This window comes from Fictibacillus sp. 5RED26, assembly GCF_015903895.1.
In the GTDB taxonomy this organism is placed as follows: Bacteria; Bacillota; Bacilli; order Bacillales; family Fictibacillaceae; genus Fictibacillus; species Fictibacillus phosphorivorans.
In genome coordinates, this window is the sequence record NZ_JACZDU010000005.1 from 180,538 (window position 1) to 200,848 (window position 20,311).

The window sequence follows — 20,311 nt, forward strand, 5'->3', positions numbered from 1 at the left end:
CCACTTCTTTTCAGAACATGTTTATCACTATAACAAAAATTCCGAAAAGAATGCAAATCATAACCGAGAGATGCTATTCTGACACGGTTAAGATACAATAGATAACAAAGACATTAGCCTAAGGAATGATATGGTTTTGAGTATTTTATTAGTTGAAAATTTATATAAAACATATGGTGAAAAAACGCTGTTCGACGATATTACTTTTTCGATAAGCGACAAGCAAAGAATCGGACTCATCGGACCGAATGGAACAGGTAAGTCCTCATTATTGAAAGCAATAGCAGGATTCGAGCCAGCTGAGCGAGGTACGCTGTCACATGCGAATTCATTTCAGATCGAATATGTGGCCCAAGAGCCAGAACTTGATGAAGAGTTATCCGTTTTAGACCAGATTTATTATGGAGATTCTCTCATCATGAAGACGATGCGTGAATATGAGCAAGCCTTACTCGATCTGGAATCGGATCCGTCCAACGAAAAGAAGCTGAAGCGTTTAATGTACAGTCAGCAAAAGATGGATGAAAATGAGGCATGGGAAGCAAACACCATCGCGAAAACAGTGCTTACTAAGCTTGGTCTTCGTGATTTTTCTCGTCAATTGAAGCATTTAAGCGGTGGACAAAAGAAGCGAGTAGCGATTGCAAAAGCACTCATTCAACCTGCTGATTTGCTCATTTTGGACGAGCCAACAAATCATCTTGATAACGAAACAGTTGAATGGCTAGAAACATTCTTAGGAAACTATAAAGGCGCCTTACTGATGGTTACCCATGACCGGTATTTTTTAAACCGCGTAACTAACAATATCTTCGAGCTCGATAATGGGAAGCTATATGTATATGAGGGAAATTACGAAACATACTTGGAGAAAAAAGCTGAACGAGAAGAAATCGCTCTGCAGAACGAAGATAAGCGGCAAAATACTCTACGCCGCGAATTAGCCTGGTTGCGCCGTGGTGCAAAAGCACGAACGACAAAACAAAAAGCTAGAATTCAACGTGTAGAGAGTTTGCAGGAAGAAACTGGTCCAGCAGTTAAGGGCTCTGTTGAATTTGCGATCGGGTCTCAACGACTTGGTAAAAAAGTGATTGAAGTTGAAGGGTTGAGTAAAAGTTTAGATGGAAAAGAGCTAGTTAAAAACCTCGACTATCTGATCGTTCCGGGTGAACGACTTGGAATTATCGGACCGAATGGAAGCGGGAAAACTACTTTGTTAAATATGTTAGCAGGTAGAATGACTCCTGATTTTGGTTCTGTTCAAGTAGGGGAAACGGTTAAGATTGGCTACTACACACAAGATCACGAAGAACTCGACGGCAACTTGCGGGTTGTCGATTATATCAAAGAAACCGCACAGGTTATCACGACAGTAGATGGCCAGTCGATTACAGCTGAACAGATGCTCGAACGTTTCCTGTTTCCTCGCTATATGCAATATACGTATATTCGGAAGTTATCAGGTGGAGAGAAACGCCGCTTATACATGCTCAAAGTGTTAATGGAAGAGCCGAACGTTCTGTTTTTGGATGAACCAACAAACGATTTGGACATTCAAACTTTAGGGATCTTAGAAGAGTATTTAGAAAATTTTCCTGGTGTAGTGTTGACGGTTTCCCATGACCGCTACTTTTTAGACCGGGTTGTCGATCATCTTCTCGCATTCGAAGGGAACGCAGAGGTTGAAAGATTTCAAGGCAGCTATACGGACTATATGGATGAGAAAAAAGAGCGTGATGAAATGGCTGCTGCGGTGAAGAAAGAAGCCTCTGAAAAACCGACGGAAACAGTTGGACAGCATCGTAAGGAAAAGAAGAAAAAGCTGTCGTACAAAGATCAACAAGATTGGGATACGATTGAAGAACGAATCATGAACTTAGAAGAGAAAAAAGAGCAGATTGAATCTGAGATCGTCGCTGCTGGCAGCGATTTTGGCAAGATCAGCGAGCTTATGGCAGAGCAGAAAAAAGTGGAGAGCGAGCTTGAAGCCGCAATGGAGCGATGGGAAGAGCTTTCTCTGTTAGTGGAAGAGTTGGATAGTTGATTGGGTGGGCACCTCTTGCTGTTAGCAGGAGGTGTTTTTTTGTGGGAAGGGGCGGCGGTTGGCGTTATTTGTCGAAAAGCCTATAAATGATTTTGAAGGCCTATAAAATTACTTGAAGGACCATAAAATTTTTTGAAGGCCCATAAATAGAAAATTACGGCCTATAAAACCAAATTTAGGGCCTATAAAAATATCTATTACTAAAAAAGGATTCTACACCATAGTTAGCGAATCAACTGTTCATGTCCAAGTATAAGAGGGAGAGATAAATTGATTAAAAAACCTAGAACGAAACCGCTTAAACTATTAAAATTTGAAGTTTTACTAGAAAGAATTCTCCCAAGTCAAACGCAGAAGCAACTGATTGAGACCAACTATAGAAAATACCTAGCAGGCTTTAGAGGAGAGTTAACGCTAGATTATTTCCTTTCTGAATTACCACATGATGATTACCACATTTTCCACGATTTGCGAATCCCCAGATACGATAACAACCAACTTTATTTCCAACTAGACGCATTAATTCTCCACCCAAGATTTTGTATCATAATTGAAATTAAGAACTTAATAGGAAATTTGTATTTTGATCATCAATATGATCAGATTGTACGTACTAGAGAAGGGATAGATGAAACCTTCCCAGACCCTATAAATCAAGTTGAAATACAAAAGAAACATTTGTCTAAATGGCTATTCAGACACAAATTTCCTCTAATGCCGATTCATACCCTAGTTGTAATCACGAATCCAAAATCTTATATTCGAATTTCTCCAAAGTACGGATCAAACGCAAAAAAAATTATAAGAGGTAGGACCTTACCTAACAAAATAAAAGAAATTGAAAAGTTAGAATCTGAAGTTATTCTTCAAAAGCGAGATATAAAAAGAATTTCTTCTCTGCTCTTAAGAGAACATACTTCGCATAATCCTGACATTCTAAAATTGTTCAATATTTATCGCCATGAAATTTTAACAGGCGTTTTTTGTCCGAACTGTACGCAGGTCGCATTAATTAGAATAAAAAGAAACTGGTTGTGTACAAGGTGTTCCAAAACTTATATGGATGCTCATAAAAAAGCAATCATTGATTATGCACTTTTGTTTAGTCCTGTGGTCAAAAACAAAGATCTACGCTCGTTTCTACACATGGAATCACAATCATCCGTAAAAAAACTCCTGTATAGTATGAAACTGAAGCCCAACGGCTCAAGAAAAGCCGCAACCTATACCATCCCTCTGCCCAAATAATCTACATAATAAAAACCCCCACCAATGTGAGGGTCTCAGAATTAAAATACTTTTGTAGTCCAGCTTTCACAGTTCCAGACGTCATTAGCCACTTCTTTATAAAATTCAGGTTCATGGGAAATCAACAGCACACTGCCTTTGAAAGCTCTCAGTGCACGCATTAACTCGTCTTTCGCTTCTACGTCTAGATGGTTTGTCGGCTCATCGAGAACGAGAACATTGTTTTCATGGTTGATGAGCTTACAGAGACGAACCTTCGCTTTTTCTCCACCGCTCAGCACTTCTACTTTACTCTCGATGTGTTTTGTCGTTAGACCACACTTCGCAAGAGCAGCACGAACTTCATGATGAGAGAAGCCAGGAAACTCGCTCCAGATTTCATCAATACATGTGTTGTAGTTCGCTGACTTTACTTCTTGCTCGAAGTAACCGATCTCCAGGTTTTCACCGCGCTCAACGGAACCTGAAACAGGCGTGATCTCACCAAGAATGCTTTTTAGCAATGTCGTTTTACCGATACCGTTCGCACCGACTAAAGCAATTTTTTGACCGCGTTCCATACGAAGGTTCAACGGTTTAGAAAGTGGCTCGTCATAACCGATAACAAGATCTTTCGTTTCAAAGATCAGTTTGCTTGGCGTGCGAGCTTCTTTAAAGTTGAACTCTGGCTTTGGCTTTTCTTTGGCTAGTTCAATAACATCCATTTTATCGAGTTTCTTCTGTCGAGACATTGCCATGTTTCGAGTGGAAACACGTGCTTTATTACGTGCAACGAAATCCTTCAATCCGGCAATCTCTTGCTGTTGACGCTTAAATGCTGCTTCCAACTGAGATTTTTTCATCTCATGAACGGATTTGAAGTGATCGTAATCTCCTACATAACGGTTTAATTCCTGATTTTCCATGTGATAGATCAAGTTGATTACGCTGTTTAAGAAAGGAATATCATGCGAAATTAAGATGAACGCATTTTCGTACTCCTGCAAATAACGCTTCAGCCACTCGATATGCTGTTCATCCAGATAGTTTGTTGGCTCATCCAGCAATAGAATCTCTGGCTTTTCTAATAAAAGCTTAGCAAGCAATACTTTCGTACGCTGTCCACCACTTAAATCATGTACGTCACGATCTAAACCGATATCATCAAGACCAAGTCCGCGCGCGATCTCTTCAACTTTTGCATCGATCACGTAAAAGTCGTTGTTTGTTAATGTATCTTGAATGACACCAACATCTTCAAGCATCTTTTCAAGCTCTTCAGGTGTTGCTTCACCCATTTTTTCGTACATGCTGTTCATTTCGTTTTCCATGTCGAGCAAGTATTGGAATGCACTTTTCAATACATCGCGAATCGACATGCCTTTTTGAAGGACCGTGTGCTGATCAAGATAGCCTACACGTACTTTTTTTGCCCACTCTACTTTACCTTCATCAGGCTTTAATTTACCTGTAATAATATTCATAAACGTTGATTTACCTTCACCGTTCGCACCAATCAATCCGATGTGCTCACCTTTAAGCAGGCGGAAGGAAACATCATTAAATATGGCACGATCGCCGAAACCATGGCTTAAGCCTTGCACCGTTAAAATACTCATCTATATAACACCTTTTCTGTCAGTAATTTGTACCCTCTTGATTATAGTATTGAATGGGGAAGGAACTCAATAGGTGCATGCGTAATCTTATAAAAGAAAAAGCACCCATGGAAGATTTTCCAAGAGTGCCATGATGCGATCTATTCTTGTTCACCAGTTCGGTTCTTGAATGCTTCTTTTGTTGCAAGGTTTACTGAATCTGTTTCATCAGACTTTTCAACCAGGCGATTTTGAAGGGTGTTATCAGGAAACCTTCCTGGATGACCTTGTTTTTTATGTTCAAACGATTTTCCGCGTGCCATATTTTTCACTCCTCATCTCTTTAGAGAATATTTTGCCCATGAAGAGGTGTGTTTATGAATGAAATAAAGCACGCGAAGATATTACATTTAGCACCAAGTCATAAGAATTTGTTACAAAAACAAGCATATCTTAGTTTTAAGTTGAATATATCTGAATCACAACTAAATATTTCACCTGTGACTAAAGCATAAACACACTAATGACTCGCTTACTTTTATTAAAGCTTGTCATTTTTTGTTTGAGGAGGTGGCTGCTAAAAATATCCTGCTCGTAATCCCTACTTGACAGATAGGTTTTATTGTATTAATTTAATTTAGTTAACTAAAGGGGGGCTTGTAGGTGACTACTGGTTTAGTTTTATCGAATATTGCAATTATGCTTATACTATTGGGTGTTTTGTATTACATGCAAAAAAAGCACGTTTCTTTCTCTAAGCGTGTTTTTACGGGGCTAGGTCTAGGGATTTTGTTCGGACTCGGACTTCAGTACGGATATGGAGCAGACTCTGAGGTTGCTGCTAAATCGACTGACTGGTTCAATCTAGTCGGTGGCGGTTATGTAACGTTCTTAAAAATGATCGTTGTACCACTTGTATTTATTTCAATCCTTTCAGCGTTTACGCGTCTGAACTTAAAAGGAAATATCGGAAAACTTAGTGGATTGATCATAGGAATCTTGATAGGTACGACTGCAATTGCCGCTGTTGTCGGAATTGCAACTTCGACGGTTTTTGATCTTGAAGCTGTGCAGATCGAGCAAGGAGATGCAGAAACGGCTCGTGGTGAGCAGATGGAAGGTACGTTTGCAGAGGTAAAAGATCTGACGCTTCCGCAACAAGTTCTATCATTATTACCAGCTAATCCATTCTTAGATTTCACAGGAGCTCGTCCGACTTCGACCATCGCTGTAGTTATCTTTGCTGCATTCCTGGGCGTTGCTTATTTAGGGGTAAAACGTAAGCAAGAGGAGCATGCAGAGCTTTTTGCTAAGATTGTTGATGCGTTTTATGCGGTTATCATGAGAGTAGTAACGTTGATTCTGCGTCTAACTCCGTATGGGGTTCTCGCGCTCATGACGAAAACAGTTGCACTGAGTGATATGGATGCAATCGCAAAGCTAGGTAAGTTCGTTATTGCTTCATATGTAGCTTTGTTGATCATGTTCGGCATTCACTTATTGCTTTTAACGTTTGCAGGATTAAACCCGATTACTTATATGAAAAAATCTTTCCCGGTACTATCCTTTGCTTTCACTTCTCGTACGAGTGCAGGAGCACTTCCGTTAAATATTCGTACGCAAAAGAGCATGGGTGTGCCTGACGGAATCGCAAACTTCTCAGGTTCATTCGGTCTTTCTATCGGACAAAACGGATGTGCTGGAATTTATCCAGCGATGCTAGCCGTTATGATCGCTCCGACAGTTGGAATCGATCCGTTGTCTCCATCGTTCTTGTTGACGCTTGTAGTAGTCGTAGCACTAAGTTCGTTCGGTGTAGCAGGTGTTGGTGGTGGAGCAACGTTCGCGGCCATACTTGTACTTTCCGCAATGGATCTTCCTATCGCTTTAGCAGGTCTATTGATCTCAGTTGAGCCATTAATCGACATGGGCCGTACCGCTGTTAACGTAAGTGGTTCGATGACATCAGGATTATTAACAAGTAAGGTGCAAAATCAGCTTGATACAAATGTTTACAATGACACCGAAAATCAAGTTGAAGTAAGTGCATAAGATATAAAAAAATGAGCGATCTTGTCTATATAGGCAAGGTCGTTTTTTAATTGAAAAATTTACATAGGCAGGTGTACGTTGGTGGAATTTAGGGTAAAAAGTAAAAACTGAACTTTTAAAAAGCTCATGAGTCTTTACCAATGAAAGAAGTCTCTTCCAAAATCGTGAACATTCTATGTCGAAACTGTGATAAAGTTGTGAGCTTTATTTGAAGTAATCGTGACATTTGTTGTGGATAGAGTCACTTTTATTAGGATTCTGGTACTATGAAAGCAAAGGTTTTTGTCATTTAAATTTTTGCCTATGTTTTACATTGTGATTTAATTCACAATGCTCTATAATCACTCTTGGTTCGTTTTTTATTAGGCAAAAGTAAATGCTTGTAAATAGAGAAAGGAAGGTGGACCTGGTGATGCGACGGTTGAAGCCGTTTTTTACATTCGGGTTATTGATGGCCGTATTTATGCTTAGCGGCTGCAGCGATATGATTGTTTTAGATCCAAAAGGACCTGTAGGAGCAGAACAGAGGGATCTGATCATGTATTCCATCTGGTTTATGTTATTTATCCTAATAGTTGTTTACGCACTTACTGCTTTTATTGTTTATAAATATCGTGATCGCAAAAACCATAAAGGCTATGATCCAGATAATGAAGGAAGTCATCTTCTTGAAACGATTTGGTGGATCATTCCTATCATCATCGTTATTGCATTAGCGATTCCAACGGTAAAGAGTATCTATTCTCTTGAAGGACCTCCTGAAGAATCGAAAGATCAAAAGCCGTTGGTGATTCATGCAACATCTGTAAACTGGAAATGGGTATTCTCTTATCCAGAGCAAGATATTGAAACAGTTAACTATCTTCATATTCCTGAAGATCGGCCTGTTTTGTTCAAGCTGACTTCTGCCGATTCAATGGCATCATTCTGGGTACCTCAATTAGGTGGTCAGAAATATGCGATGGCTGGCATGGAGACAGAGCTTTATCTGCAAGCTGACGAGCAAGGGACGTATGAAGGACGTAACTCCAACTTTACAGGAGAAGGATTCACTAATCATACGTTTGATGTGATGGCTATGTCTGATGCAGAGTTTGAAAAATGGGCGAGTGAAACGAAGGCTGATGCTCCTGAACTTTCAAAGGGGCAGTATGACAAGCTGATGCTTCCTGGTCACGTGAAAGAAATGACTTTCTCTTCTACTCACTTAGATTGGGTAGACCATGCTACAAACGCTGAGTACGCGCTAGATGCTCGCGAACGTTTAGGTTATGAAGAGAAGATTCCTCACTCAAGAGCAGCGAAGGAAGAAAAGAAAAAGCGTGAAGAAGAGATGAAGAAGCTAGAAGAATCAGAATCAGAGTCTCATGGGGATTCTCATGCCCATTAACAGAGGAGGCATTTCAATATGAAATGGGATGAATTTTTCGTAACAGGCGACCCGATGATATATGGTGCTGACGTATCCATCGTATTAACGATGGTGGGTATCCTGTTCTATCTTACTAAATATAAAAAGTGGAAATGGTTGTGGGACGAATGGCTTACAACAGTTGACCATAAAAAACTTGGTATCATGTATATCGTTTCCGCTGTATTAATGTTGTTCCGCGGTGGGGTAGATGCCCTCTTAATGCGTACACAGCTTGCAGTTCCAGAGGCTAAGTTCCTCGATTCGCAGCACTATAACGAAATCTTTACAACACACGGTACGATCATGATCATCTTCATGGCGATGCCGTTCTTGATTGGTTTGATTAACGTTGTTGTTCCATTGCAAATTGGAGCACGTGACGTAGCTTATCCTTATTTAAACGCAGTTAGTTTCTGGACGTTCTTTATTGGTGCGATGTTGTTCAACATCTCATTCGTTATTGGTGGATCTCCATCAGCAGGTTGGACGAGTTACATGCCGCTTGCGAGTAACGAGCTCAGTCCAGGACCTGGGCAGAACTACTATCTGCTCGGTCTGCAGATTGCAGGTATTGGTACGCTCTTAACAGGGATTAACTTCTTAGTTACGATCCTTAAGATGCGTGCACCGGGAATGACGTTGTTCCGTATGCCGATGTTCACTTGGTCATCACTTGTAACAATGGTAATCATTATTTTCGCTTTCCCGATCCTTACTGTAGCACTAGCACTTATGACATTTGACCGTTTATTCGGCAGCCATTTCTTCACTCTGCAAGGAGCGGGAATGGATATGCTTTGGGCGAACCTTTTCTGGCTATGGGGCCACCCAGAGGTATATATCGTAATTCTACCGGCGTTTGGTATGTTCTCAGAGATCATCTCTACGTTCTCTAGAAAAACGCTATTTGGTTACAAAGCCATGATCTGGTCTATGCTTTTAATCGCAGGATACAGTTTCTTGGTTTGGGTCCATCACTTCTTTACGATGGGTTCAGGAGCACTTGTTAACTCTGTATTCTCCATCACAACGATGGCGATTGGTATACCGACTGGGGTTAAGATCTTTAACTGGTTGTTTACGATGTACAGAGGTAAGATTCAGTTTACGACCCCGATGCTTTGGTCACTCGGATTTATCGTGAACTTCGTAATCGGTGGTGTTACAGGTGTCATGCTAGCTATGGCTGCTGCTGACTATCAGTACCACAACACATACTTCCTAGTATCTCACTTCCACTATGTGTTGATCGCAGGTACAGTATTTGCTTGTTTCGCTGGTTTAATCTACTGGTATCCGAAGATGTTTGGTTACAAACTGAACGAACGTATCGGTAAATGGGTATTCTGGGTATTCACAATCGGATTTAACGTATGTTTCTTTCCACAATACTTCCTTGGTCTAGACGGTATGCCTCGTCGTGTTTACACGTACAGCGAAGAGTCTGGCTGGGGTCCATTGAACATGGTATCTACAATCGGTGGATTCATGATGGGAATTGCGTTCTTAATCCTTGTTTACAACATGTACTACAGCTTCCGTTACGCGAAGCGTGAAACAACTGGAGATGCTTGGGATGGCCGTACTTTAGAATGGTCTACTCCAACAGCAATGCCTCCATTCTATAACTTTGCTAAGATTCCTGAAGTAACAGGTCTTGATCACTTCTGGAGACAGAAGCAAGCTGGAAAAGTTGAGAAGTTAAAAGCTGAAGATATTAAACCGATTCATATGCCAAGTAACTCTGGTGTTCCATTCATCATGGCATCCTTCTTCTTTGTTGCCGGCTTCGGAATGGTATTCGACTGGATGTGGATGGCGATCGCCGGAATGATTGGTGTATTTGCAACATTGATCTATCGTTCATTTGAGTATAATGATGGTTATTATGTAAGTGTTGAAGAAGTAATCGAAACAGAAAAGATTTCTAAATAAGGAGGCGTGAAAAAATGGCACATGCAGAAACACACGACCCCAACACGCCTTTAGAGTATCGTTCGGAGACTGGGCGTTTAAATATTCTCGGTTTCTGGATTTTCCTCGGGGCAGAAATTGCGTTGTTCGCAACATTATTTGCAACTTATATGGTTTTAGAACATCGTATCGCTGATGGTCCATCACCAGGTGAATTATTCGAAGTAAAGAGTTTGTTGATCCAAACTTTCTTGCTCTTAACAAGTAGTTTTACCTGTGGACTTGCGGTTCATGAGATGCGTCGTCAAAATGTAAAAGGTTTGATCACTTGGATGGCCATCACTTTAGGTCTTGGTCTTGGATTCCTTTACTTTGAGATTGAAGAGTTCTTACACTTCATTCATGAAGGTGCTAATATTGGTACAAGTGCAGCATGGTCAGGATTCTTCGTTCTTGTCGGTACTCACGGTGCCCACGTAACGTTCGGTATCTTCTGGGTAACGATGGTCTTGATTCAAGTAGCGAAGCGCGGTTTAACGCCAGCTACATCTGCAAAAGTTTTCATCACCAGTCTATACTGGCATTTCTTAGACGTAGTGTGGATCTTTATCTTCACAGCCGTTTATCTGATGGGGATGGTGATGCATAATGGCTAGTAAAACTGCAGCTAATGAACACCACGGTTTTCCGTGGAAACATTTAATCGGTTTTGTGTTATCCATCGTGCTAACATTATTCGCACTATGGATTGCGCTTGAAACAGATCTTTCGATGACTTGGATTTTAATTATCATTTTTGGTTTTGCGTTCCTACAAGCTGCTCTTCAGCTCTTGATGTTCATGCACGTAACAGAGAACTCTACGAAGAGTAACCTTACAAGCCGCGTACAGATCGGTAACATCCTCTTTGCAGCATTCGTTGCGATTGTTATCGTAATCGGTTCTGTTTGGGTTATGACAGCAGGTCACGCGAAGCACGATAAGCATCAGCACGCACCGAACACTGAGAATCATGAAGATCACGGTTCTCATGGTGGCGGAAGTGAACATGATTCTGGTGATCACGGTGATCATGGGAGTCATTAATAAGAATTTGTATGTTAAAGCCTCTTGCTAAGGGATTGATCTTTTAGCAAGAGGTTTTTTGTGTTTATTGGTTCTTGGACGTGTTTGTATTAAGTAAATTGTCGATTTGTGAGCGATTCGAGAAGTTTGTGAGCATTTTGAGAAGTTTGTGAGCGATTCGAGAGTTTTATGAGCGATTCGAGAGTTTTATGAGCGATTCGAGAGGTTTATGAGCGATTCGAGAGGTTTATGAGCGATTCGAGAAGTTTGTGAGCGATTCGAGAAGTTTGTGAGTGATTCGAGAATTTTGTGAGCGATTCGAGAAGTTTCTGAGCGATTCGAGAAGTTTGTGAGCGATTCAGGAAGTTTATAAGCGATTCGAGAAGTTTATGAGCGATTCAGGAAGTTTATAAGCAATTCGAGAAGTTTATGAGCGATTCGAGAAGTTTGTGAGCGATTCGAGAAGTTTGTGAGCGATTCGAGAAGTTTATGAGCGATTCGAGAAGTTTATGAGCGATTCCAGAAGTTTATGAGCGATTCGAGAAGTTTGTGAGCGATTCGAGAAGTTTATGAGCGATTCCAGAAGTTTGTGAGCGATTTAAAAAGTTTGTCATCGACTCATGAATAATCTCAATACGGATCAGGTAGTGTGTAAACTCTCCCTTTCTTTCCACCAGTATGAGGTAAGTTCATTTCATTAAGTAGTCGCTTCCCTGTATGTCTGGATGAAAGACACAGAAACTCACATAACTTTTTATTAGTGATGTTTTTCCCAAACAAAAGTACATAATCAGAAAGTGAAGAAAGGTGAAGGTCTTTACTTTTATTCAAACATTTAGGACAAAGCCAAACAGCTTTTTTTCGCACCACAGGCAAATAAAAACACTCCGTACAATAAACACCCTTGATAATATCTTTGTCTTCAATACCATACCTTTTTAAAAGATCAGGGTTTTCAGGGACATGATGTCGAACAAGCATATTGGAGAGTTTAGTGACTTCTTTTATCGTCAGCTTCTCGTCCGTATACATCTTATCAATCACTTTAATTTTCTCCTGCAAATAGGGACTATGGGTAATATAATGAAGTACATCTTTATTTGAGGGTGGTGCTTTAATAATGGTTCTCGGATTGCTCATGACTACTAGCGAGCGAACGGGAATGGGAGGAATACGGTTCTTTGTCATCCATTCAATAAGGTGAGATTGTTGGCGCTTTACTTGGAAAATAGGGTTTCGAAAAGCTTCTTCGGATCCATCATCCTTTACTCTGATGACTTGGTTGAGATGGTCAAAAACCAAGGTTCCGGTAATGAATTTCACTTCGAGGTTTAAGAGATAACGAGGGGAGAGAAGCAGGGTGTCGATCTGAAAATAACTTTCGTGCGCTGTAAGCCTCAGGTCGTGCATAACGGAAAAGTCCCGGAAAGGTTTTAAAAAGTAGTCATTTGACTGCTCGCCAAAATGTCCGGCTAACCTACCGCTTAATTCATCTTCCATGGTTAAATATTTGGGATGAAGCTTAATCACTCTTCGTTGCATAACTTCAAGCTTTCTTATCCTTATAGACTTTCCGCGATCTTTAACTAACATATAAGACCTCCTTTTTAAAAACATTCTCTGACCACCCTAACTTTACCTTCTTTATTTCTACAAAAACACACAAAAAACAGCCCCCAAAAAAGGGACTGCTCACATAAAAATTATCTAACCTGCCCGTCACCAGTCATACGATATTTAATCGTCGTTAGTGCTGGTAGACCCATTGGACCACGAGCATGTAATTTTTGCGTGGAAATACCGATCTCAGCACCGAACCCAAGCGCTGACCCATCAGTAAAGCGGGTAGACGCGTTATGGTAAACAGCAGCTGCGTCAACACTGTTTAAGAAAGCAACGGCATTCTCTGCATTTTCTGTCACGATCGCTTCTGAATGCTTTGTGCCATAACGTTCAATATGAGAGACAGCTTCTTCGACAGAACTAACTACTTTAACTGCTACAGCCAAACTTAAATACTCTTCAGCCCAATCCTTTTCATTGGCTGGTATCACATCCGGTAATAACTCTGCAGCTTTTTCATCACCATGCACTTCAATACCGTACTTTTCAAAAAGAGCAGTAACTTGTTCCGCATGCTCATTCAGCCATGCTTCATGAAAAATGAACGTCTCTGCAGCGTTACAAACTGCTGGTCGATCTGTTTTAGCATTCTCCATGATTGCGAGAGCTTTATTAACATCAGCGAACTGATCAATATAAATGTGGCAATTGCCGACACCTGTCTCTAAGACGGGCACTGTAGCATTCTCGACAACTGTTTTAATCAGATTACCGCCACCACGAGGAATTAAAACATCGATATGCTCCTTCATCGTAAACAATTGACCCGCCGCTTCGCGATCTGTAGAAGCAATAAATTGAACAGCATCATCTGGGATTTTTGTTGCTGTTAATGCTTTATGAATGACAGATACAATCGCTGAGTTTGAGTGTATAGCGTTTGAACCGCCTTTTAGTACGATGGCGTTTCCAGACTTTAATGCAAGTCCAGTCGCATCAACTGTTACATTTGGTCGTGCCTCATAAATCATACCAATTACACCTAAAGGTACACGAACTTGCTCTACGTTTAATCCGTTTTCTAGTGTCCAGTCAGACAAGATTTCACCTACAGGATCCTTTAACTTCACAACCTCGCGTAGTCCGTTTGCAAACTCTTTAACGCGATCTTCTGTTAAACGCAAGCGATCCATCAAGGCTTCTGAAAAATTATTTTCCTTCCCGTTAACTAAATCTTTCTCATTCTCTTCTAAGATGTAATCTGTTTCTCTTTCTAACGTATCTGCAATCACAAATAATGCTTCGTTCTTTTCTTTTTCACTAAGCAGTGCGAGCTTTTTTGAAGCTTCCTGTGCTAACTTTGCTTGGCCTTTCACATCGATATTTTTGGTTGTACTTTTAAAAGTACTCATCCAACGCCTCCTTGTATTTTTAAATCACATTTTCGTAACGATATATTAGTGAATGGGAACTGCCAAACGAGTATGGCAGACTAAATCATTGTTATTGATGGCTTCTTCAGGTCCTACATCAGCTAGCTCGTCTCGAGAGATACCTTTAATCTTGATTAACTGTTTAGAAGAATAATTTGAAACACCAAGACCAACTTCATTTCCATCTAAATCTTTAATACGAACCACAGACCCTTTTTTAAAATGACCACTTACGTAACGAATGCCTGTAGGATAAAGGCTTTTGAGCTCATCAATGCCTTGTTTAGCTTTATTTGAGACCACAATTTCACCTTCTGGACCAGAATGGAAAGCAATCCATTGACGCTTCGTATCCAGGTTGAATTCATTTTTACCAGGGACAAAGTATGTTCCTCTAGCATTGCCGATGACTGCTTTGTGAATGATATCTGGTGATGTTGCATTCCCAAGGAAAGATGAAATGCCAGATGCCATCGCAATTTTAACTGCATCGATCTTTGAACGCATGCCGCCTGTACCCACTGCACTTCCGGGTTCTCCTGCAGATTCCTCAATTTCTGGTGTGATTTCACTAACTTTTGTTAGGAGTTTTGCATCAGGATTTTTTCGAGGATCATCCGTGTACAGGCCATCGATATCAGAGAGAATGATGAGCTGATCGGCATCCACAAGTCCTGCCACTTTAGCAGAAAGGGTGTCGTTGTCACCGAACTTAAGTCGTTCTACTGTAACTGTGTCATTTTCATTGACGATTGGTATGATTCCGCGATCTAAAAGAACGTTGATTGTATTTCGAGCGTTATGATACCGATCACGATCAGAAAAGTCGCTTCTCGTAATTAAGATCTGTGAAGCGGTATAACCGTGAGAGATAAAGCGTTCAGAGTAAGATTCCATTAATAAACCTTGTCCTATTGATGCAGCCGCTTGTTTTTCGGCTAGGGAAGTCGGACGGTTCAAACAACCTAAACGTCTATACCCTGCGGCAACTGCGCCGGAAGATACGAGCAACACCTCGTGTCCTTCATCTTTCAATTTCACGACCTCATCAACAAGTCGCTCTAATTTATGTCTACTAATATCACCAAGTCTACTCGTTAAAGAACTAGATCCAATTTTAATAACAATTCGTTTGTTTTTTGATTCATTTAATATCATATGTGTTAAAAATCACTCCTGTTTTGTAAGTTATATCAACTTTTTCCGATCAAAATTTCAACGGTAACGAGTATAACATGGTGAGATTTAAACACAACAGGTATTGATGAGATAGTGTAGAAAACAAGCAAAAAGTGAAGAAAACAGAAGAAAAACGGGATATATAGGTTATAGGAGATGAGGGGGTACTAGACAGTGGTAGGAAAGAGTATATCAGGATATTTGAATGAGAAAAAATACCAATAAATGCAAAAACCCCTCTAAAAAGAGGGGATTAAAATTTAAATTAATATTTAGCTTTTTCCATCTTGCGCTTCGCCAAATATGGACGGCCCCATACGATGTATGCTGCATAATGAGCAAAAACAACGTTTGCGATGAATACGGTTATGAAGAAACTGTGAACGAATAAGCTTAAGCTATCATTAGCCATGAATAACACAACGTAAGTCCATAAAAGGGCGATGAACGGCGTTTGCCATAAGGCTAACTTACGACTATCATTCCATAAGAATAATGGCGTGGCAGTCGCTACGAATAAGTAAACCATAAAAACATCCATTACTAATCAACCCCTTGAAGTATTGTTCGCGCTTACAATTTTGACGAATTAGCGTCTAAATTGTGAACGATTTGTTACAATTAGTATACCACAATATCAGGAAAATGCTACATGGATTTGTACATTTTTTTGAAAATTCAAGTATTAATACTAAAAAAAGAACCCGTAGCCTAGGTAGGACAGCGGGTTCTTAGTCTATGAATTTAAAAGGGATAACGCCAGAATCTTTCATTTTTTACCCAAGCCAACATGGCAGGATCTTTATCAACGCTATCAACAAGCCATTGTGTTTGAGATCGATGCGCTTTGATGCAGTTCATTTTTTCTTCAAAAACATCAGAGATATCAGTCACTACATGTGGAGCACCTAGGTCCGCCTCAGAGTTTTTTGCAAAAGCGACACATAATAGTTCCGGACGATCCATCTCAGGCAAGCTTCCTACCGCACGCACAACAGCTCTTGCTGTCGCCTCATGGTCAGGGTGCACGCTATATCCTGGATAAAATGTGATGATACGCGTTGGTTTAACCTCATCAATGACAGCTAAGAACTGATCAGCTAAAAACTTCTCATCTTCAAATTCTACTGTTTTGTCACGGAACCCGAATTGTCGCAGATCTTGAATGCCTACTGCGGCACATGCATCCTCAAGCTCTTTTTGGCGGATAAGAGGAAGCGATTCACGAGTAGCGAATGGTGGATTTCCCATATTTCTACCCATCTGACCGAGCGTTAAGCAGATATAAGTAACGGGTAAGCCTTTCTTTGTATGTTGTGCAATCGTCCCGGACACCCCGAATGCTTCATCATCTGGGTGGGGAAAGATCACGAGTAAATGATCATCCAATTATATAACCTCCTTATACGTCAAATGGGGAAGAACTGAGTTGAAGAGCTACTGCAAGTCGACCTTCAGCATCGTGACCTGCCATTAGTAATCTTCCCTCTGAGTCGATTTCCCAATGTGTTAACCCTTCTGCATAAATCCAACCTAGCTCAATCTTCAAGCCAACACGGTATGGACCGCTCCCCATGATTTTTCCTGATAATGGTGTGACTTTACCGTTTCGAATATATGCGTTAACGGTTAGAACACTTTCGTTATTATGATTGGCATATGCGCCATTGGTTGTTTCTAAATGTAGATAAAGTTCTTTTCCAATAAGCTGATCCAGTGTTTCCTGGACTTCGTTGGTTTGTATGAGCTGCATATCTTCACACTCCAGTGCAGAATAGATGTACTTATTATAATTCAAATTCTTAAATAACGTGTATGATATGCCTATCATTTTAAAAGCGGATCGTAAAACTGTGAAAGTAGTTGATTTCTGCTCCAGGTGCTTCGCTTTCCGCGGGGCGTATGGTGAGCCCCCTTGCCGCTCTGCGCCCTAAGGGGTCTCACCTGTCTAGTTGCAGTGGCTAGCCCCTCGAGGTCAAAAGTTAAATGGTAATGAAGGCAAAAAGCGCCTTCCTAGCCCATTCACCTTTTGCTTGTCGGGGCTGAACGAGCCACTTCCACTTTTCGGTCTGACCGCTCGTCCCGCAGGAGTCTCGCTCCTTGCGCTCCAATCACTTTGGCATTGAAGCAAAAAACATAAAATCATTAAGTTAGTTTGTTTTAAAGACTTGAACAACGTTAGTGGGTCCACACATGATGTCGAATCCGATTAGCAGTCCCAAAATATTTATAGAATAAAAAAAGACCAATCTAAAACGATCAGTCTTCACTAAATAATTATTTGTTTAATTTATCACGGTAAGCACCATGCCATGTTGGTCCTACATATTGGTTGATTTCGAACCCTGCTGCGATGGCTTCTGTAATGAAATCTTTTGCTGTTAAGATAGCTTCTCGGACTGGCTTTCCTTTAGCAAGTTCTGCCGTAATCGCTGCTGAGAATGTGCATCCTGCGCCATGCGTCCACGTTGTTTCAATTCTTTCAGATTCTAAAACTTCAAATTCTTGTCCATCATAAAGAACGTCAACGGCATTTTCGTGTTCTAATTTAGCGCCGCCTTTAACGATTACATACTTTGCGCCATTTGCTTGAATCTTATGAGCAGCTTCCATCATCTGTTCAACAGTTGTGATTGGTTCCATACCAGCAAGTTGTGCAGCTTCAAATAGGTTTGGCGTTACAACCGTCGCTTTAGGTACCAATACATTTTGAAGTGTGCTAGCGAGTTCAGGGTGAAGGGGTTCTGCACCTTTACAAACCATAACAGGGTCCACTACAACGTTTTGAAGATCGTGTTTTTCGATCAGATCCGCAGTTATCTCGATAGCTTCAATTGAAGCAAGCATGCCTGTTTTAAGTGCGTCAACACCGATTCCGGAAACAACCGTTTCTAATTGTGCTTTAAAAAGATCGTTAGGAAGCAAGAATACTTCATGAAACCATTCACGATGTGGGTCTTGTGCGACCACAACATTTAGAGCAGTCATTCCGTATACGCCTAGCTCTTGAAATGTTTTTAAATCTGCTTGAATACCAGCTCCACCGCTTGTATCGGATCCTGCAATCGTAAGTGCTTTTTTAGGTGACATCATAAAATCTCCTTTATTCTCGTTTCTCTATATGTAACAGATTATAGCAAAAAATAAGGAGAAAAGAAAAAGTAGCTTACAACGGTAAATTCCACCAAGTAATCGAAGTGATTGACATATTTGTATATACAGGTTAAATTATTTTTGTGAGATGTATATACAAGTTTAGTTTTTATGAAAACGCTTAGACACATTAAAGAAGTGAACAAGTTTTCATTGAATGCTAATTAAGGGTATAGAGGTATATCACTTTTTTTAAAATGAAATGGAAACGGTTTCTAGGAGGGAACAGAATGAGTAAAATACGCGAATCAGCTGAACAAATCGTCGAAGCTCTCGGCGGTAAAGAAAATATATCAGCAGCTACTCACTGCGTGACGCGCCTTCGTCTTGCTCTTAAGGATGAAGGAAAAGTAGACGAGAAAGCTCTGGAGAATATTGATCTCGTTAAAGGTTCTTTCTCAACAAACGGCCAATATCAAGTCGTCATTGGGCAAGGAACAGTAGACAAAGTGTACAACGAGTTCATTGATATTACGGGTACAGGGCGCGCGTCTAAAGAAGACATTAAGGATGAAGCGAGTAAGAAGCTTAATCCACTTCAACGCGCGATAAAAGCGTTAGCAGATATTTTTATCCCGATTCTTCCTGCAATCGTAACGGCAGGTCTATTGATGGGGATTAACAATATTCTGACTGGTCCAGGTATTTTTTATGATAAGAAATCATTCATTGATGTTCACCAGAACTGGGCTGATCTTGCTGGAATGATTAACTTGATCGCCAATACTGCTTTCGTGTTCTTACCAGGTCTGATCGGGTGGTCCGCTGTTAAAAAGTTTGGAGGAAGTCCATTACTTGGTATCGTTCTTGGACTGATGCTTGTCCATCCAGATCTTTTAAACGCATGGGATTATGGAAAGACAAAGGATATCCCAACATGGAATTTATTCGGTCTACCGATTGAAAAAGTAGGTTATCAAGGTCAAGTGTTGCCCGTTCTGATCGCATCATATTTTTTAGCAAAAATAGAGCTATTCTTGAAAAAACGTATTCCTGATGCCTTGCAGTTATTATTGGTAGCACCGATCACATTATTAGTAACAGGATTTTTAGCGTTTATCGTTATCGGACCGATCACGTTTACGATCGGTAATAGCATTACGGACTTTTTCGTATCAATCTTTGATAACTTTGCATGGCTAGGCGGGTTGATCTATGGTGGTTTCTACTCATTGCTTGTTGTTACTGGTATGCATCATACGTTCTTAGCAGTCGACCTGCAGCTTATTTCTAATACAGGTGGTACTTTTCTGTGGCCGATGCTTGCACTATCAAACATTGCACAAGGTTCTGCAGCACTTGCGATGTTTATGGCAACACGTGATGAAAAGCTTAAAGGGCTTGCTGGAACGTCAGCATTATCAGCATATCTGGGAATCACTGAGCCAGCGATGTTTGGAGTGAACTTACGCTTCCGTTATCCGTTCATCTTCGCGATGATTGGTTCTGCAATTGCTGGAATCGTGATTACAGTTGCGGGCGTTCGTGCGTCATCTATTGGCGTTGGAGGTATACCTGGTTTCCTTTCAATCTTACCAGGAAGCTGGGGATCATTCTTTTTCGGTATGGGAATCGCACTTGTCGTACCATTTGTATTAACGTACCTTTATGCAAAAGTAAAAAAATCTAAGTAAGACAATTAAACAAAAACGACCGGGATAGCAACATT

Annotated in this window: 17 protein-coding genes; 8 read left to right on the forward strand and 9 right to left on the reverse strand. The window is 40.6% G+C overall.

The annotated features are described in order from the left end of the window. Positions 1 to 136 precede the first annotated feature (136 nt). On the forward strand, positions 137 to 2,044 hold the full coding sequence (locus IHV10_RS17740) for an ABC-F family ATP-binding cassette domain-containing protein (protein ID WP_197132581.1): 1,908 nt from the start codon (positions 137 to 139) through the stop codon (positions 2,042 to 2,044). 270 nt (positions 2,045 to 2,314) lie between these two features. Beyond that, positions 2,315 to 3,292 (forward strand): nuclease-related domain-containing protein, encoded by a 978-nt coding sequence (locus IHV10_RS17745; RefSeq protein ID WP_197132584.1) that lies wholly within the window; start codon positions 2,315 to 2,317, stop codon positions 3,290 to 3,292. 41 nt (positions 3,293 to 3,333) lie between these two features. Here IHV10_RS17745 and IHV10_RS17750 read toward each other — a convergent pair whose 3' ends face one another. Both IHV10_RS17750 and IHV10_RS17755 read right to left on the reverse strand, forming a co-directional pair. Then, entirely contained in the window at positions 3,334 to 4,890 is a 1,557-nt protein-coding gene (locus IHV10_RS17750; RefSeq protein ID WP_197132586.1) for an ABC-F family ATP-binding cassette domain-containing protein, read from the reverse strand. Between the two features lie 140 nt (positions 4,891 to 5,030). Then, the gene (locus tag IHV10_RS17755; protein ID WP_186320646.1) at positions 5,031 to 5,192 is read right to left on the reverse strand and encodes a hypothetical protein; all 162 of its coding nucleotides are present in this window, start codon (positions 5,190 to 5,192) and stop codon (positions 5,031 to 5,033) included. A gap of 376 nt (positions 5,193 to 5,568) precedes the next feature. On the opposite strand from IHV10_RS17755, the gene IHV10_RS17760 reads away from it, so the two are divergent. From IHV10_RS17760 to qoxD, 5 genes are all read left to right on the forward strand, one after another. Continuing rightward, positions 5,569 to 6,921 carry an L-cystine transporter gene (locus IHV10_RS17760; RefSeq protein ID WP_186320657.1) on the forward strand — a complete coding sequence of 451 codons (1,353 nt, stop codon included), beginning with the start codon at positions 5,569 to 5,571 and terminating at the stop codon, positions 6,919 to 6,921. Between the two features lie 409 nt (positions 6,922 to 7,330). Continuing rightward, positions 7,331 to 8,311, forward strand: a complete 981-nt coding sequence (gene qoxA / locus IHV10_RS17765; protein ID WP_370568713.1) for a cytochrome aa3 quinol oxidase subunit II — start codon at positions 7,331 to 7,333, stop codon at positions 8,309 to 8,311. Positions 8,312 to 8,329: 18 nt separating this feature from the next. Then, positions 8,330 to 10,270, forward strand: coding sequence for a cytochrome aa3 quinol oxidase subunit I (gene qoxB, locus IHV10_RS17770; RefSeq protein ID WP_197132592.1), 1,941 nt, complete (start codon positions 8,330 to 8,332; stop codon positions 10,268 to 10,270). Between the two features lie 14 nt (positions 10,271 to 10,284). After that, positions 10,285 to 10,905, forward strand: a complete 621-nt coding sequence (gene qoxC, locus IHV10_RS17775; protein WP_144704062.1) for a cytochrome aa3 quinol oxidase subunit III — start codon at positions 10,285 to 10,287, stop codon at positions 10,903 to 10,905. Beyond that, positions 10,898 to 11,335 (forward strand): cytochrome aa3 quinol oxidase subunit IV, encoded by a 438-nt coding sequence (qoxD, locus tag IHV10_RS17780; RefSeq protein ID WP_197132595.1) that lies wholly within the window; start codon positions 10,898 to 10,900, stop codon positions 11,333 to 11,335. Before qoxC ends, qoxD begins: the two co-directional genes overlap by 8 nt. 609 nt (positions 11,336 to 11,944) lie before the next feature. Here the strand turns inward: qoxD and IHV10_RS17785 are convergent. The 7 genes from IHV10_RS17785 to pdxK form a co-directional block, all read right to left on the reverse strand. Next, complete coding sequence (locus IHV10_RS17785) at positions 11,945 to 12,907, reverse strand: nuclease-related domain-containing protein (RefSeq protein WP_197132598.1); 963 nt, start codon at positions 12,905 to 12,907, stop codon at positions 11,945 to 11,947. A gap of 110 nt (positions 12,908 to 13,017) precedes the next feature. Further along, positions 13,018 to 14,289, reverse strand: coding sequence for a glutamate-5-semialdehyde dehydrogenase (locus tag IHV10_RS17790; protein WP_197132601.1), 1,272 nt, complete (start codon positions 14,287 to 14,289; stop codon positions 13,018 to 13,020). A 45-nt stretch (positions 14,290 to 14,334) separates the two neighbouring features. Beyond that, on the reverse strand, positions 14,335 to 15,468 hold the full coding sequence (gene proB / locus IHV10_RS17795; RefSeq protein ID WP_197132604.1) for a glutamate 5-kinase: 1,134 nt from the start codon (positions 15,466 to 15,468) through the stop codon (positions 14,335 to 14,337). A 286-nt stretch (positions 15,469 to 15,754) separates the two neighbouring features. Continuing rightward, entirely contained in the window at positions 15,755 to 16,030 is a 276-nt protein-coding gene (locus IHV10_RS17800) for a spore morphogenesis/germination protein YwcE (protein WP_066243203.1), read from the reverse strand. Between the two features lie 203 nt (positions 16,031 to 16,233). Beyond that, positions 16,234 to 16,878, reverse strand: coding sequence for a bacillithiol biosynthesis deacetylase BshB2 (bshB2, locus tag IHV10_RS17805; RefSeq protein ID WP_197132607.1), 645 nt, complete (start codon positions 16,876 to 16,878; stop codon positions 16,234 to 16,236). 13 nt (positions 16,879 to 16,891) lie between these two features. Beyond that, positions 16,892 to 17,242, reverse strand: a complete 351-nt coding sequence (locus tag IHV10_RS17810) for a YojF family protein (RefSeq protein ID WP_197132610.1) — start codon at positions 17,240 to 17,242, stop codon at positions 16,892 to 16,894. Positions 17,243 to 17,766: 524 nt separating this feature from the next. After that, positions 17,767 to 18,579, reverse strand: coding sequence for a pyridoxine/pyridoxal/pyridoxamine kinase (pdxK, locus tag IHV10_RS17815; RefSeq protein WP_197132718.1), 813 nt, complete (start codon positions 18,577 to 18,579; stop codon positions 17,767 to 17,769). A gap of 293 nt (positions 18,580 to 18,872) precedes the next feature. Here pdxK and treP point away from each other — a divergent pair, with 293 nt between their 5' ends. Further along, positions 18,873 to 20,276 (forward strand): PTS system trehalose-specific EIIBC component, encoded by a 1,404-nt coding sequence (gene treP / locus IHV10_RS17820; protein WP_197132621.1) that lies wholly within the window; start codon positions 18,873 to 18,875, stop codon positions 20,274 to 20,276. The last annotated feature ends 35 nt before the right edge of the window (positions 20,277 to 20,311 follow it).

Bases quoted from the DNA above. Each gene is read 5' to 3' on its own strand.
- IHV10_RS17785 (WP_197132598.1), bottom strand. From the start codon at position 12,907: ATGTTAGTTAAAGATCGCGGAAAGTCTATAAGGATAAGAAAGCTTGAA.
- IHV10_RS17810 (WP_197132610.1), bottom strand. From the start codon at position 17,242: ATGCAGCTCATACAAACCAACGAAGTCCAGGAAACACTGGATCAGCTT.
- treP (WP_197132621.1), top strand. From the start codon at position 18,873: ATGAGTAAAATACGCGAATCAGCTGAACAAATCGTCGAAGCTCTCGGC.
- IHV10_RS17750 (WP_197132586.1), bottom strand. From the start codon at position 4,890: ATGAGTATTTTAACGGTGCAAGGCTTAAGCCATGGTTTCGGCGATCGT.
- IHV10_RS17755 (WP_186320646.1), bottom strand. From the start codon at position 5,192: ATGGCACGCGGAAAATCGTTTGAACATAAAAAACAAGGTCATCCAGGA.
- qoxB (WP_197132592.1), top strand. From the start codon at position 8,330: ATGAAATGGGATGAATTTTTCGTAACAGGCGACCCGATGATATATGGT.
- IHV10_RS17790 (WP_197132601.1), bottom strand. From the start codon at position 14,289: ATGAGTACTTTTAAAAGTACAACCAAAAATATCGATGTGAAAGGCCAA.
- proB (WP_197132604.1), bottom strand. From the start codon at position 15,468: ATGATATTAAATGAATCAAAAAACAAACGAATTGTTATTAAAATTGGA.
- pdxK (WP_197132718.1), bottom strand. From the start codon at position 18,579: ATGTCACCTAAAAAAGCACTTACGATTGCAGGATCCGATACAAGCGGT.
- qoxD (WP_197132595.1), top strand. From the start codon at position 10,898: ATGGCTAGTAAAACTGCAGCTAATGAACACCACGGTTTTCCGTGGAAA.
- IHV10_RS17800 (WP_066243203.1), bottom strand. From the start codon at position 16,030: ATGGATGTTTTTATGGTTTACTTATTCGTAGCGACTGCCACGCCATTA.
- IHV10_RS17760 (WP_186320657.1), top strand. From the start codon at position 5,569: ATGCTTATACTATTGGGTGTTTTGTATTACATGCAAAAAAAGCACGTT.
- qoxC (WP_144704062.1), top strand. From the start codon at position 10,285: ATGGCACATGCAGAAACACACGACCCCAACACGCCTTTAGAGTATCGT.